The sequence below is a fragment of the Hydrogenophaga sp. genome, from assembly GCF_036675665.1.
GTDB lineage: Bacteria > Pseudomonadota > Gammaproteobacteria > Burkholderiales > Burkholderiaceae_C > Hydrogenophaga.
Genome location: NZ_JAKFEO010000010.1, coordinates 1 through 13,552, shown reverse-complemented (window position 1 = coordinate 13,552; position 13,552 = coordinate 1). Strand labels below are relative to the sequence as shown.

Here is a 13,552-nt window from a genome sequence, read left to right as displayed (position 1 = left end):
GTGGGGGTCGAAGCTCAGACCTTGTCGACCAGCAGACGGCTACCGACCAATTCGGCCACGCGGTAGGCACCGGGTACGGGTGGATTGCCCGGGCGTTGGATCACGGTCCACAGGGCACCCCGGTATTTGACGCTGGCGGTGCCATCGGCGTTCCATTCGTCGATCTGCAGGATCTCGCCCACATCCAGGTTCACGCTGCGCATGGCGCGCACGGACGGGTCGGTGGTGCGTCGCCTCTTGACGACGTACCAGGCCACGACCGCCGCCGTCCCGGTGAAGGCGGCAGCAATCAGTTGTCCCGCCATGTCCAGGCCGGCGTGGGCCGCGAACGCGCCAGCCACCATGCCCACGGCCAGCATGAGCAGGTAAAAGGTGCCCGTGAACAGCTCCAGCGCGACGGTGGAACCCGCCAACAACCACCACAATGTTGAATCCGACATGCATGCTCCCGCTTTGTTGATCAAGTACGACTGGCCTGTGTGCTCGCCGCTGGCCCCGTGTCCGGGAGCGGCGTGTGTAGGACCAGCGCCACATTCTGGGGCAAATGCCATGCGCTCCCAGGGCGCGGACACACGTTGTCCGTACACTTCGCGCCTGCTTTGCCATCAACGGCGCTTTCGTTGTCTGCCTTCTTTTGCCTGATGGCCGCCCCCGCGGCTGGAGAATCTCATGAAATTTCGCTTCCCCATCGTCATCATCGACGAAGACTTTCGCTCGGAAAACACCTCGGGTCTGGGCATCCGCGCGCTGGCGCAGGCCATCGAAATCGAGGGCTTCGAGGTCGTCGGTGTGACCAGCTATGGCGACATGAGCCAGTTCGCCCAGCAACAAAGCCGCGCCAGCGCCTTCATCCTGTCGATCGACGATGAGGAGTTCAGTCACGGTGCCGACCTCGATCCGGTGGTGCTGAACCTGCGCAACTTCATCGACGAGGTTCGGCGCAAGAACTCGGACGTGCCGATCTACATCTACGGCGAGACCAAGACCAGCCGGCATTTGCCCAACGACATCCTGCGCGAGCTGCACGGTTTCATCCACATGTTCGAGGACACGCCGGAGTTCGTGGCACGCCACATCATCCGCGAGGCCAAGAGCTACCTCGAAGGCATCCAGCCGCCTTTCTTCAAGGCCTTGCTCGACTACGCCGAAGACGGCTCCTACTCGTGGCATTGCCCCGGCCATTCCGGCGGCGTGGCCTTTCTCAAGAGCCCGGTGGGTCAGATGTTTCATCAGTTCTTCGGCGAGAACATGCTGCGCGCCGACGTGTGCAATGCGGTGGAAGAACTCGGCCAGCTGCTGGACCACAACGGCGCCATTGGCGCCAGCGAGCGCAACGCGGCGCGCATCTTCAACGCCGACCACTGCTTTTTCGTGACCAACGGCACCAGCACCAGCAACAAGATGGTCTGGCATCACACGGTGGCGCCGGGCGACGTGGTCGTGGTGGATCGCAACTGCCACAAGTCCATCCTGCACAGCATCATCATGACGGGCGCAATCCCCGTTTTCTTGAAGCCCACGCGCAACCACTACGGCATCATCGGCCCGATCCCGCAGAGCGAGTTCGAGATCGATGCCATCAAGGCCAAGATCCGCGCCAACCCGCTGCTGGCGGGCGTGGACGCCGACGCGGTCAAGCCGCGCGTGCTCACGCTCACGCAGTCCACCTACGACGGCGTGCTCTACAACACCGAGGCCATCAAGCAGATGCTCGACGGCTATGTGGCCAACCTGCATTTCGACGAGGCCTGGCTGCCGCACGCGGCGTTCCATCCTTTCTATGGCAACTACCACGCCATGGGCAAGAAGCGGGTGCGACCCATGGAGTCGGTGGTGTACGCCACGCAGTCCATCCACAAGCTGCTCGCCGGCATCAGCCAGGCCAGCCATGTGCTCGTGCAGGACTCGCAGAACGTCAAACTCGATCGCCACCTCTTCAACGAGGCCTACCTGATGCACACCAGCACCAGCCCGCAGTACGCGATCATCGCCAGCTGCGACGTGGCTGCCGCGATGATGGAGCCACCCGGTGGCCGCGCACTGGTGGAAGAAAGCATTTTTGAAGCGCTGGACTTCCGCCGCGCCATGCGCAAGATCGACGCCGAGTTCGGCGACGACGACTGGTGGTTCAAGGTCTGGGGCCCGGACGATCTGGCCGAGGAGGGCATGGGCGAGGCAACCGACTGGGTGCTCAACCCCGACCCGGCCGGCTCGCAGGCCACGGCCAAGGACTGGCACGGATTCGGCGACATGGCGCCGGGCTTCAACATGCTGGACCCGATCAAGGCGACCATCGTCACGCCGGGCCTCAATCTGGACGGCCGCTTCGAGCCCGAAGGCATTCCAGCGTCCATCGTCACCAAATTCCTCGCCGAGCACGGTGTGGTGGTGGAGAAGACCGGCCTGTACAGTTTCTTCATCATGTTCACCATCGGCATCACCAAGGGCCGCTGGAACACGCTGCTCACCGCACTGCAGCAGTTCAAGGACGACTATGCCAAGAACCAGCCGATGTGGCGCATCCTGCCCGAGTTCTGCCAGAAGCACCCGCGCTACGAGCAGATGGGCCTGCGCGACCTGTGCCAGCACGTGCACGAGCTCTACGCACGCTATGACATCGCGCGCCTGACCACCGAGATGTACCTGAGCGACCTTACGCCGGCCATGAAGCCGACCGACGCGTTTGCGCACATCGCGCAGCGCACCACCGAGCGCGTGCCGATCGACGAACTCGAAGGCCGCATCACCACCAGCCTGGTCACGCCCTACCCGCCGGGCATCCCGCTGCTGATTCCGGGTGAGGTGTTCAACAAGAAGATCGTCGACTACCTCAAGTTCGCGCGCGAGTTCAACCAGCAGTGTCCAGGCTTCGAGACCGACATCCACGGTCTCGTGGAGATGATGGGCGATGACGGCAGAAAGCGCTATTTCGCCGACTGCGTGAAGGCCTGACCGACCGAGTGTCAGCGCGGTGCGTCCGGACGCAGCCGCAAGAAGCTGGCAAAGCGTGGCACGCCGCTCGGGTTGACGCCGCGAAAGCGGTAGGTCACCCACTCGCCCACGGCGGGCGGTTGCTCGCGCTGGGCATCGGTGAAGCCGGTGCCCAGCCGGAAACGCACACCTTGGGGTGTCTGCACGAGCAGGGCGCCCATGCGGCCGGCATGTCGGCCCTGGCCGGGCAGGTGCGCGAGCACGCGTGCTTCGGCGTCTTCGTGGGTTTTCACCTTCAACAGGTCGTCGCTGCGCACCGTGCGGTAGAGCGAGTCGCCCCGGTGCAGCATCAGGCCTTCTCCGCCGTCCTTCACCATGCGGTCCAGTCGCGCCATCAGCTCGGCGTGGCTGACCACGCGTTCCTGCGGCACTGCTTGCACCCAGGAGCGATCGATTTGCCGCACGAGCCCTTGGTAGGCCTGGATGCGATCGGTGAAAGGCCCCGGGTGCGCGGGCAGGTCGAACACCATGAAGCGGATCCGTTGCCACGCGTCATCAATGGGCGTCTGCCGGCGCACAGCAGACAGTGTTTCTTCGAATAGACCACGGCCCATCCAGAGTTCGCCGTCCATGGGCTCGGCGGGCCAGCCTTCGGTGAACCAGGCGGGTGCCACGATCACCTCACCGCCGCGGGTGATCAGTCGCTGGCCATCCCAGAAGCCGCGCAGACCATCGTACTTTTCGCTCAACCAGTACTCATTCAGCGGCACGCCGGGTCGGTAAACGTTGGCGAGCATCAAGGCGGGCGCATCGCCCGCCCGTACTGCGGTCGGCAGGCCACACGCGGTGACGCCCAGCCAGGCCAGCAGCTCGCGTCGCCTCATGGCATTGCAGCGCAGTGTGCGTTCCCCAAACCGGAACGAATCAGTTCAACGCGTCGCTGTCGCGGCTCACGCCCGTGGTGTGGCTGTAGCCTCCGTCCACGTAGGTGATTTCGGCGGTCACGCCAGCGGCCAGATCGCTCAGCAGGAAGGCTGCCACGTTGCCGACGTCCTCGATGGTGACGTTGCGCCGGATCGGCGAGGCGCTGGCCACCATGCCCAGCAGCTTGCCGAAGTCCTTGATGCCGCTGGCCGCGAGCGTCTTGATGGGGCCGGCGCTGATGCCGTTGACGCGCATGCCCTTGGGGCCGAGCGACTCGGCCAGGTAGCGCACCGAGGCTTCCAGGCTGGCCTTGGCCAGGCCCATGGTGTTGTAGTTGGGCACGGCGCGCAGGGCGCCGAGGTAGGTGAGGGTGAGCAGGGCCGACTTGTCGTTGAGCATTGGCAGCGCGGCCTTGGCCATCGCGGGAAAGCTGTAGGCACTGATGTCGTGCGCGATGCGGAAGCTCTCGCGGCTCAGGCCGTCGAGGAAGTCACCGGCGATGGCTTCGCGTGGCGCGAAGCCGATGCTGTGCACGAAGCCGTCGAACCTGGGCCACACCAGCGCGAGGTCGGCGAACAGCTTGTCGATCTGGGCATCGTCGCCCACGTCGCAATCGAAGATGAGTTTGGAGTCGAAGTCGGCTGCGAACTCGGTGATGCGGTCCTTGAAGCGCTCACCGACATAGCTGAAAGCGAGCTCGGCGCCTTGTTGATGGCAGGCTCTGGCGATGCCGTAGGCGATGGATCGGTTGGACAGCACGCCCGTGATCAGCAATTTCTTGCCAGCGAGAAAACCCATGTTTCAGTCTCCAGTGAAAAATCCTTCAGAATTGTCGCATGCACATTCACAGCACCCGCCCCGGCCACCGACTCGTTTCGCTGACCCTGGCCGTGTTGCTGCTGCTCTGGAGCCCGCTGGGTCGGGCCGCACACGGCTACGCGCTGTGGGGCAAGCTCAAGTACCCCGACGGCTTCACCCACTTCGACTACGTCAACCCGACCGCGCCCAAGGGTGGTGAGTTGCGCCTGGTGAGCAACCTTCGGCTGTCCACCTTCGACAAGTACAACCCGTTCACGCTGCGCGGCAGTGCACCGGCCTACCTGTCGGACCTGATGTTCGATTCGTTGCTCACCGGCGCGCTGGACGAGAACGGTGCCGGCTACGGCCTGCTGGCCGAAGACGTGAGCGCAGCCCCCGACGGCCTGTCGGTCACGTTCAAGCTGCGCGACACTGCGCGTTTCCACAATGGGGACCCGGTGCTCGCAGCCGACGTGAAGCACAGCTTCGACACGCTCATGGGCCCGCACACCTCGCCGGCGTTCAAGACCGTGCTGCAGGATGTGGTCGGGCTGGACGTGCTGGGCGAGCGCACCGTGCGCTACCGTTTCAAGAAGCCCAACCGCGAACTGCCGCTGACCGTGGGCGGATTGCCGGTGTTCAGCCGTGCCTGGGGCAATGCCATCGATCCCAAGACCGGCCAGCGCAAGACCTTTGACCAGGTCGTGACCGATATTCCCATCGGCAGTGGGCCCTACAGAATCGGCCCGGTTGAGTTCGGCAAGGACATCACCTACGTGCGCGACCCGGCCTACTGGGCGCGCGACCTGCCGGTGCGCCGCGGCACCGCGAACTTCGACCGCATCGTGGTCAAGATCTACAAGGACAACACCGCGCGGCTCGAAGCGCTGAAGGCGGGCGAGTTCGATCTCATGCGTTTCTTCTCGGCGGGTGACTGGGCACGCCGCGTCAACGGCAAGCGCTTCGACACCGGTGAACTCGTCAAGGGCGAGTTCACGCACCGGCTGCCCATGGGCTTCCAGAGCTATGTGCTCAACACGCGCCGCCCGCCGCTGAACGACATCCGCGTGCGCGAGGCGCTGGGCCTGGCGATGGACTACGAGTGGATGAACCGCCAGATGTTCTACAACGCCTACCAGCGCGTGGAAGGCCTCTTTGGCAACACCGATTGTTCACCGCAGGGCACACCCTCGCCCGAGGAGTTGGCCCTGCTGGAGCCTTGGCGCAAGCAGTTGCCGCCGGCCGTTTTCGGGCCCATGTACAAGCCGCCACGCACCGACGGTCAGAGTTCTTTGCGCGGCAACCTCAAACGGGCCCAGGCGTTGCTGAAAGAGGCCGGTTGGACGGTGCAGAGCGGCCAGTTGCGCAATGCCCAAGGCCAGGCCCTGTCGCTGATGTACCTCGACAGCGCAGAGACCGGCGCGCGCGTGGTCACGCCCTGGATCCGCAATCTCGCCAAGCTGGGCATCGAGCTGCGCTTCCGCCCGGTGGACTTCGCGCTGTACCAGCAGCGCCTGCGCGGTTTTGATTTCGACATCATCTCGATCAACTTCCAGGGCACCAACAACCCGGGTTCCGAGTACGCCGACATGTTCGGCAGCCAGGCCGCCAAGACGGAGGATTCCGGCAACTACGCTGGCGTGTCCAGCCCGGCGGTGGACGCCCTCATCACCCACATGACCGGCGCCCGCACGCAGCCGGACTTCCTGGCCGCTTGCCGGGCGCTGGACCGCGCCGTCACCCACAGCCACTATCTGATCCCGCAATGGACGGCCACCACACACCGCATGGCCTACAACGCCTGGCGGTTGGCGCGCCCGCAGGACATGCCACCCTATGCGGCAGGCGAGGCCTGGGCGATCGACACCTGGTGGGCAAAGCCACCGCGTCAGGACTGAACGCCATGTGGATCTACATCCTCAAACGCCTGCTGCTCATGATCCCGACGCTGTTCGGGGTGCTGCTGCTGACCTTCGTGGTGATCCAGTTCGTGCCGGGCGGGCCGGTGGACCAGTACCTGGCCGAAGCGCGCACCGGAGCAGGCACCGGTGCCGAGGGTGGCTCGGTGTACCGCGGGGCGCAAGGCGTGGACCCCAAGCGCATCGAACAGATCAAGGCGCTGTACGGCTTCGACAAGCCCGCGCACGAGCGCTTCTTCCAGATGCTGGGCCAGTTTGCGCGCTTCGATCTGGGCACCAGCTTCTTCCAGAACAAGGCGGTGTCCGAACTCATCGTGGAGAAGCTGCCGGTCTCCATCTCGCTCGGTTTGTGGACCTTCCTCATCAGCTACGGCGTGGCGGTGCCGCTGGGTGTGGCCAAGGCGGTGCGTGCCGGCTCGCGCTTCGATCTGGTCACCACCTTGCTCGTGCTCATCGGCTACGCCATCCCCGGCTTCGTGCTGGGCGTGGCGCTGCTGGTGATCTTCGGCGGGCAGTTGCAGTGGTTTCCGCTGCGCGGCCTGACCTCGTCCAACTGGGACGAACTCAGTTGGGGCGCGCGCATCGTTGACTACCTGTGGCACATCACCTTGCCCGTGACGGCCATGGTGCTGGGCAGCTTTGCGGTCACGGCCATGCTGACCAAGAACGCATTCCTGGAAGAGATCCGCAAGCAGTACGTGATGACCGCGCGCGCCAAGGGCCTGAGTGAGGGGCAGGTGCTGTGGAAGCACATCTTCCGCAACGCGCTGATCCCCATCGTCACTGGTTTTCCGTCGGCTTTCATCGGCGCCTTCTTTGCGGGTTCGTTGCTGATCGAGACCCTGTTCTCGCTCGACGGCCTGGGCCTGCTGAGCTATGAGAGCGTGATCCGGCGCGACTACCCCGTCGTGCTCGGCACCTTGTTCTTCTTCACGCTGATCGGTCTGGTGACCAAGCTGATTTCCGATCTCTGCTATGTCTGGGTGGACCCGCGTGTCAAATTCGACTGAAGCCGTGACACCTTCGCTGTCCCCCGGCAGGCGCGCCTGGCGCCGCTTCAAGCGCAACCGCCTGGGCTACTGGAGCCTGATCGTGTTCTGCGTTCTGGTGGTGGGCAGCCTGTTCGCCGAGGTGTTGTCGAACGACCGGCCCTTGATCGTGCGCTACGAGGGCACGACCTATTTCCCCATGGTGAAGGACTATGCCGAGACCGTGTTCGGCGGCGACTTCGACACCACCACCGACTACCTCGACCCCTTCATCCGCGAGCAGCTCACCAAAGGCGACAACTGGGCGCTCTACGCACCCAACCCCTACGGCCCCCAGACGCTGAACTACTTTGCCAAACTACCCAACCCGTCGCCGCCCACGCTGGACAACCTTTTTGGAACCGACGACCGCGGACGTGACCTGTTGGCGCAATTGATCTACGGCTTTCGTGTGAGCGTGTTGTTCGCGCTGGCGCTCACCGTCACCGGCGTGCTGCTCGGCGTGGTCACTGGTGCCATCCAGGGCTTCTTCGGAGGCAAGACCGATCTCGCCTTCCAGCGCTTCATCGAGATCTGGGGTTCCATGCCCGAGCTCTACTTGCTGATCATTTTCTCGGCTGTGTTCGCACCCAGCATCAGCCTGCTGTTGATCCTGCTCAGCCTGTTCGGCTGGATGGGCCTGTCCGACTACGTGCGAGCGGAGTTCCTGCGCAACCGCCAGCTGGACTACGTGCGCGCGGCGCGTGCGCTCGGCTTGTCCAACTGGCAGATCATCCGGCGCCACGTGCTGCCCAACAGCCTCACGCCGGTCGTCACCTTCCTGCCGTTTCGCATGAGCGCCGCCATTCTGGCGTTGACCTCGCTCGACTTCCTGGGCCTGGGTGTGCCGCCCGGCACGCCTTCGCTCGGCGAGTTGTTGAGCCAAGGCAAGAACAACATCGATGCGTGGTGGATCTCGCTCTCCACATTCGCGGTGCTGGTGATCACGCTGCTGCTGCTGACCTTCATGGGTGATGCGCTGCGCGACGCGTTGGACCCACGGAAAGTCGACAAATGACCAACTCCACGCTCCTCCAGGTCAAAGGCCTGCGCGTGTCGTTCGGCGGTCAGGAAGTCGTGCACGGCATCGACTTCTCCATCAAGACCGGCGAGAAGCTGGCGTTGGTGGGCGAGTCTGGCTCGGGCAAGACCGTGTCTGCCTTGTCGCTGCTGCGCCTGGTGCACAACGCCGACGTGAGCGGTTCGGCTGTGTTGGAAGGCCGGGACCTGCTGCAGATGACCGAACACCAACTGCGCGGTGTGCGTGGCGACGAGGTGGCCATCATCTTCCAGGAGCCGATGACGGCACTCAACCCGCTCTACACCGTGGGCGACCAGATCGGCGAAGTGCTGCAGCTCAAGAAAGGCCTCACTCCCCGGCAGGCGCTCGCGTCCACCGTGGAACTGCTGGCTTCCACCGGCATTCCGGAGCCCGCGCGCCGCGCCAACGCCTTTCCGCACCAGCTCAGTGGCGGTCAGCGCCAGCGCGCCATGATCGCCATGGCCTTGGCCAGCGCGCCCAAACTGCTCCTGGCCGACGAGCCGACCACCGCGCTCGATGTGAGCCTGCGCGGCCAGATCCTGGACCTGCTGGCCGACCTGCAGCGACAGCACGGCATGGCGGTGCTGCTGATCACGCACGACCTCAACCTGGTGCGCCGTTTCGCCAACCGCGTGGCGGTCATGGAGCAAGGCCATCTGGTGGAGCAGGGCGTGGTGGCCGACGTGTTCGCCGCTCCCCAGCATGCCTACACACAGATGCTGCTGGCCAGCAAACCCCAGCGCGACGTGGCGCCCGCCGAGCCCCCGGCTGCCGACGCCACCCCGGTACTGCAGGCTCGTGGTCTGCGTGTGAGCTACCCCGTGTCCCTGCCGGGGTTGCAAGGCTGGTTCAAAAAAGGCGAATTCGTGGCGGTGCAGGGTGCCGATCTGGACGTGGCGCCCGGCCAGACGCTGGGTGTCATCGGAGAATCGGGCTCCGGCAAGTCGACGCTGGCGCTCGCTGCGCTCGGCTTGTTGCCCCACGAGGGCAGCCTGCAGGTGACCGGGTCCGACTGGGCACAAGCCCTCAAGAGCGGCCAGGGCAGGGCGCTGCGTCAGCGTGTGCAGGTGGTGTTCCAGGATCCGTTCTCCTCGCTCTCGCCGCGCATGACCATCGAGCAGATCGTGGGCGAGGGCCTGCTCGTGCACCAGCCCGAGTTGTCGGTGGCCCAGCGACGCGAACGGGTGGTCAAGGCGCTGGCCGACGTCGGTCTGGTTGACGAACCCCGGCGCGGCGGCGACTGGCTTCAGCGCTACCCACACGAGTTCTCCGGTGGACAGCGACAGCGTCTGGCCATCGCACGCGCGCTCATCATCGATCCGCAATTGCTGGTGCTCGACGAGCCCACCAGCGCGCTGGACGTGACGGTGCAAAAGCAGGTATTGGCCTTGCTGCAGCGCCTGCAGCGCGAGCGCGGTTTGAGCTACCTGCTGATCACGCACGACGTGGACGTGATCCAGGCCATGGCGCACCAGGTGATCGTGATGAAGGACGGAGTGGTGGTGGAAAGCGGCACCGTCGAACGGGTCCTTCGCGCCCCGGAACATCCCTACACCCGAACGCTGGTACAGGGGGCTGCCTGAAGCATTTCGCAGGCTTGACCTGCATCAGTGCTCAGGCGAGATGGGCAGCGTATAACCGCTCCCCATGACCGATCCATCGCCGCCAACGCTTCCCGTCACACTGCAGTCGCCCTGGCGCTGGTTGGCCCTGGGTTGGGGCGACCTGCGGCGCAACCCTGTGCCCGGGCTGGTTCACGGGCTCCTGCTCACCGCCTTTGGCTGGCTGCTGCTCTGGGCCGCACGTGACCAGTTCTGGTTGCTGGCCGGCGCCTTCTCGGGCTTCCTCATCGTTGCGCCCATCCTGGCCACCGGGTTGTACCAAGTCAGCCGCCAGCGGCGAGCCGGGCTTGGTGATGTGGTCCATCTCTGGCGTTCGGGTGATGGCCGGCTGGTGAAGTTCGGACTGCTGTTGGGGCTGGCGGGCACCGGCTGGGTGCTCACCTCGGCCGGGCTGATCACTTTGGGGTCGCCCGTGCCCATCCTCAGGCCGCTGGACTTCCTGCGTCACGTGGTGCTGGTGCGCGAGATCGGCCTGTTCGAGGTCTGGCTGTTGCTCGGTGCCTTGTTGGCCGCGCCCGTGTTTGCCTCCACCGTGGTCGCCTTGCCCATGCTGGTGGACACCCGCGCCTCGGTGATGGAAGCGGTGGCCGAGAGCTGGCGGGCCGTGGCCAGCCATCCCGGACCCATGGTCTTGTGGGCGGTGGTGATCGCCCTGTTGGTCGGCTTGGGCATGGCCACCGCCTTGCTGGGTCTGATCCCGATCACCCCGCTGCTGGCCCATGCCAGCTGGCACGCCTACCGCGACCTGACCGCCCATCGGACGGCGCGCTGAACCATGGGCAATACCCTTTTTGGCTACACCGAGGGCCAGATCGCACAGTTCGGCCTGACCTTCGGCGTTGGCGCCTTCATCCTCTACATGCTCTTCATCGTGTTCAACCTGGCGCGCGAATCCAAGGCCGGCAAGTTCGGCACCTTCGTGCTGTTTCTGGTGCTGTCGTTCGGCATGCTGGGGTTTCTGGCCAAAAACCTCATTCAATGGGTTCTGGGTATTTGAACGGTGTTCAGCGCCGAGTGGCCCATTGGGTTGCCATTTGGCCTTGGCAGGCGTTACAATATGAGCTTCACGACCAAATGGGCGGGTAAATACCGGCCCATTTTTTTTGGCCGAACGCTTTTGACCCTGGGGTAATCCACAGGGCGGATTCAACGGCACACCCCTGGGCAGACACCATCAGCATGGCTTGGCAAGAGATCGTAGAGCAGACCGTCACCGGACTGGGTTTTGACCTGGTGGAGCTGGAGCGCTCGGGCAGTGGCCTGTTGAAGGTCACGATCGATCTGCCGTGGGAAGCGCCTGTTGAAGGTCAGCCGGTGCCTGTGGAGCGTTTCGTTACGGTCGAGGATTGCGAAAAGATCACGCGTCAGTTGCAATACCTGCTGGAAGTCGAGGGCCTGGAATACCGCCGCCTCGAAGTGGGTTCGCCGGGCATCGACCGGCCACTGAAGCGCGAGATCGATTACGTGCGGTTTGAAGGTCACGTGATCGACCTCACCTTGAAGGCGCCGATCGGTGCCACCGGGACCGACGTGGCGGTGAATCGCAAGAAATTCAGGGGCACGCTCGAGCGTGCCGACGACGGCGTGCAGTGGCAGGTGGTCTGGAGCGATGCGCCCGAACCCAAGCCTGGCGCGCGGGTGAGCAAGAAGCGCGCACCCGTGCCCATGCAGGCCATGACATTTTCGCTGGACGACATCCAGCAGGCGCGGTTGGCGCCGATCGTGAATTTCAAGGGCCGGCAGGCTCCCGGAGCAAATGCTCCAGACAGTGATGAATGAGAGAAATCAAAGTGACCCAGGACAAGCTATTCGGAAAGGTGGGCGAGTGAAATGAACCGCGAAATGTTGATGCTGATCGATGCGATCTCGCGCGAGAAAAACGTCGAGCGCGACGTCGTGTTGGGCGCCGTGGAACTGGCGCTGGCCTCGGCCACCAAAAAACTCTACAAGGGCGACGTGGACATCCGCGTGGCCATGGACCCGGATACCGGTGCCTACGAGACCTTCCGTCGCTGGCTGGTCGTGCCCGATGAGGCCGGCCTGCAGAACCCGGACGCCGAAGAGTTGTTGACCGACGCCCGCGACGAACTCTCCGACATCGAAGAAGGTGACTTCATCGAAAAACCGGTGGAGAGCGTGCCGATCGGCCGCATCGGCGCCATGGCCGCCAAGCAGGTGATCCTGCAGAAGATCCGCGATGCCGAGCGCGAAATGCTGCTCAACGATTTCATGTCGCGCGGCGACAAGATCTTCGTCGGTACCGTCAAGCGCATGGACAAGGGCGACCTGATCATCGAGAGCGGCCGCGTCGAAGGCCGCTTGAAGCGCGGCGAGATGATCCCGAAGGAAAACTTCCGCACGGGGGACCGCGTGCGCGCCATGATCATGGACGTGGACCTGACGCTGCGCGGCGCACCCATCCTGCTGTCGCGTTCGGCTCCGGCTTTCATGATCGAGCTGTTTCGCCAGGAAGTGCCCGAGATCGAACAAGGCCTGCTGGAGATCAAGACCTGCGCCCGCGACCCGGGTTCACGCGCCAAGATCGCCGTGCACACCTTCGACAAACGCATCGACCCCATCGGCACCTGTGTCGGTGTGCGTGGCTCGCGCGTCAACGGTGTGACCAACGAACTCGCTGGCGAGCGTGTGGACATCGTGCTGTGGTCGGAAGATCCCGCGCAGTTCGTCATCGGCGCGCTGGCTCCGGCCAACGTGGTCTCCATCGTGGTGGACGAAGAGCGCCATGCGATGGACGTGGTGGTGGACGAGGAGAACCTCGCCATCGCCATCGGCCGCGGAGGGCAGAACGTGCGCCTGGCGTCCGAACTGACCGGCTGGCGCATCAACATCATGACGGCCGATGAATCGGCCCAGAAGCAGGCCGAAGAGGCCGACGGCATCCGCAAGATCTTCATGGCCAAGCTGGACGTGGACCAGGAGATTGCCGACATCCTGATCGAAGAAGGCTTCACCAGCCTCGAAGAAGTGGCCTACGTGCCGCTGCAGGAAATGCTGGAGATCGAGTCTTTCGACGAAGACACGGTCAATGAGCTGCGCACCCGCGCCAAGGATGCCCTGCTGACGATGGAAATCGCCCGGGAAGAAAGCGTCGAAGAGGTTTCGCAAGATCTGCGCGACCTCGAAGGCGTGACCCCCGAGCTGATTGCCAAGTTGGCCGACGCCGGCATCCACACCCGCGACGAGCTGGCCGATCTGGCCACCGACGAGCTCACCGACATCACCGCACAGACGCCTGAAGAGGCCACCGCGCTGATCATGCTGGCACGC

Annotated in this window: 12 protein-coding genes; 9 read left to right on the top strand and 3 right to left on the bottom strand. The window is 64.3% G+C overall.

Annotated elements, in window-relative coordinates; genetic code table 11:
- Nucleotides 1–14: 14 nt before the first annotated feature.
- Nucleotides 15–440: an NfeD family protein gene (locus V6M63_RS06210; RefSeq protein WP_332740549.1), complete on the bottom strand. Its 426-nt coding sequence runs from the start codon at nucleotides 438–440 to the stop codon at nucleotides 15–17.
- A 229-nt stretch (nucleotides 441–669) separates the two neighbouring features.
- Here V6M63_RS06210 and V6M63_RS06205 point away from each other — a divergent pair, with 229 nt between their 5' ends.
- Nucleotides 670–2,952, top strand: a complete 2,283-nt coding sequence (locus V6M63_RS06205) for an arginine/lysine/ornithine decarboxylase (protein ID WP_332740547.1) — start codon at nucleotides 670–672, stop codon at nucleotides 2,950–2,952.
- A gap of 11 nt (nucleotides 2,953–2,963) precedes the next feature.
- Here V6M63_RS06205 and V6M63_RS06200 read toward each other — a convergent pair whose 3' ends face one another.
- Both V6M63_RS06200 and fabI read right to left on the bottom strand, forming a co-directional pair.
- The gene (locus V6M63_RS06200) at nucleotides 2,964–3,815 is read right to left on the bottom strand and encodes a DNA ligase (protein WP_332740545.1); all 852 of its coding nucleotides are present in this window, start codon (nucleotides 3,813–3,815) and stop codon (nucleotides 2,964–2,966) included.
- A gap of 40 nt (nucleotides 3,816–3,855) precedes the next feature.
- Nucleotides 3,856–4,653, bottom strand: coding sequence for an enoyl-ACP reductase FabI (gene fabI, locus V6M63_RS06195; protein WP_332740543.1), 798 nt, complete (start codon nucleotides 4,651–4,653; stop codon nucleotides 3,856–3,858).
- 38 nt (nucleotides 4,654–4,691) lie between these two features.
- Between fabI and V6M63_RS06190 the strand changes: the two genes are divergently transcribed.
- From V6M63_RS06190 to nusA, 8 genes are all read left to right on the top strand, one after another.
- The gene (locus V6M63_RS06190; protein WP_332740541.1) at nucleotides 4,692–6,551 is read left to right on the top strand and encodes an extracellular solute-binding protein; all 1,860 of its coding nucleotides are present in this window, start codon (nucleotides 4,692–4,694) and stop codon (nucleotides 6,549–6,551) included.
- A 5-nt stretch (nucleotides 6,552–6,556) separates the two neighbouring features.
- Entirely contained in the window at nucleotides 6,557–7,582 is a 1,026-nt protein-coding gene (locus V6M63_RS06185; RefSeq protein WP_332740539.1) for a microcin C ABC transporter permease YejB, read from the top strand.
- Nucleotides 7,548–8,618, top strand: a complete 1,071-nt coding sequence (locus V6M63_RS06180; protein ID WP_332740537.1) for an ABC transporter permease — start codon at nucleotides 7,548–7,550, stop codon at nucleotides 8,616–8,618. The genes V6M63_RS06185 and V6M63_RS06180 overlap by 35 nt, the downstream gene beginning before the upstream one ends.
- Nucleotides 8,615–10,225: an ABC transporter ATP-binding protein gene (locus V6M63_RS06175; RefSeq protein WP_332740535.1), complete on the top strand. Its 1,611-nt coding sequence runs from the start codon at nucleotides 8,615–8,617 to the stop codon at nucleotides 10,223–10,225. Before V6M63_RS06180 ends, V6M63_RS06175 begins: the two co-directional genes overlap by 4 nt.
- A 64-nt stretch (nucleotides 10,226–10,289) precedes the next feature.
- Nucleotides 10,290–11,036: a DUF2189 domain-containing protein gene (locus V6M63_RS06170; RefSeq protein WP_332740533.1), complete on the top strand. Its 747-nt coding sequence runs from the start codon at nucleotides 10,290–10,292 to the stop codon at nucleotides 11,034–11,036.
- A 3-nt stretch (nucleotides 11,037–11,039) separates the two neighbouring features.
- Nucleotides 11,040–11,261, top strand: a complete 222-nt coding sequence (locus V6M63_RS06165; protein WP_056274579.1) for a DUF2788 domain-containing protein — start codon at nucleotides 11,040–11,042, stop codon at nucleotides 11,259–11,261.
- Nucleotides 11,262–11,443: 182 nt separating this feature from the next.
- A complete protein-coding gene (rimP, locus tag V6M63_RS06160) occupies nucleotides 11,444–12,043 on the top strand; it encodes a ribosome maturation factor RimP (RefSeq protein WP_291086825.1) in 600 nt (199 codons plus the stop codon).
- A gap of 51 nt (nucleotides 12,044–12,094) precedes the next feature.
- The coding region (gene nusA, locus V6M63_RS06155) for a transcription termination factor NusA (protein ID WP_332740528.1) at nucleotides 12,095–13,552 on the top strand (1,458 nt) is incomplete at its 3' end.

Excerpts from the sequence above, each read along its gene's own strand:
- V6M63_RS06210 (WP_332740549.1), bottom strand. The coding sequence starts at position 440 with ATGTCGGATTCAACATTGTGGTGGTTGTTGGCGGGTTCCACCGTCGCG.
- V6M63_RS06205 (WP_332740547.1), top strand. The coding sequence starts at position 670 with ATGAAATTTCGCTTCCCCATCGTCATCATCGACGAAGACTTTCGCTCG.
- V6M63_RS06200 (WP_332740545.1), bottom strand. The coding sequence starts at position 3,815 with ATGAGGCGACGCGAGCTGCTGGCCTGGCTGGGCGTCACCGCGTGTGGC.
- fabI (WP_332740543.1), bottom strand. The coding sequence starts at position 4,653 with ATGGGTTTTCTCGCTGGCAAGAAATTGCTGATCACGGGCGTGCTGTCC.
- V6M63_RS06190 (WP_332740541.1), top strand. The coding sequence starts at position 4,692 with ATGCACATTCACAGCACCCGCCCCGGCCACCGACTCGTTTCGCTGACC.
- V6M63_RS06185 (WP_332740539.1), top strand. The coding sequence starts at position 6,557 with ATGTGGATCTACATCCTCAAACGCCTGCTGCTCATGATCCCGACGCTG.
- V6M63_RS06180 (WP_332740537.1), top strand. The coding sequence starts at position 7,548 with ATGTCTGGGTGGACCCGCGTGTCAAATTCGACTGAAGCCGTGACACCT.
- V6M63_RS06175 (WP_332740535.1), top strand. The coding sequence starts at position 8,615 with ATGACCAACTCCACGCTCCTCCAGGTCAAAGGCCTGCGCGTGTCGTTC.
- V6M63_RS06170 (WP_332740533.1), top strand. The coding sequence starts at position 10,290 with ATGACCGATCCATCGCCGCCAACGCTTCCCGTCACACTGCAGTCGCCC.
- V6M63_RS06165 (WP_056274579.1), top strand. The coding sequence starts at position 11,040 with ATGGGCAATACCCTTTTTGGCTACACCGAGGGCCAGATCGCACAGTTC.
- rimP (WP_291086825.1), top strand. The coding sequence starts at position 11,444 with ATGGCTTGGCAAGAGATCGTAGAGCAGACCGTCACCGGACTGGGTTTT.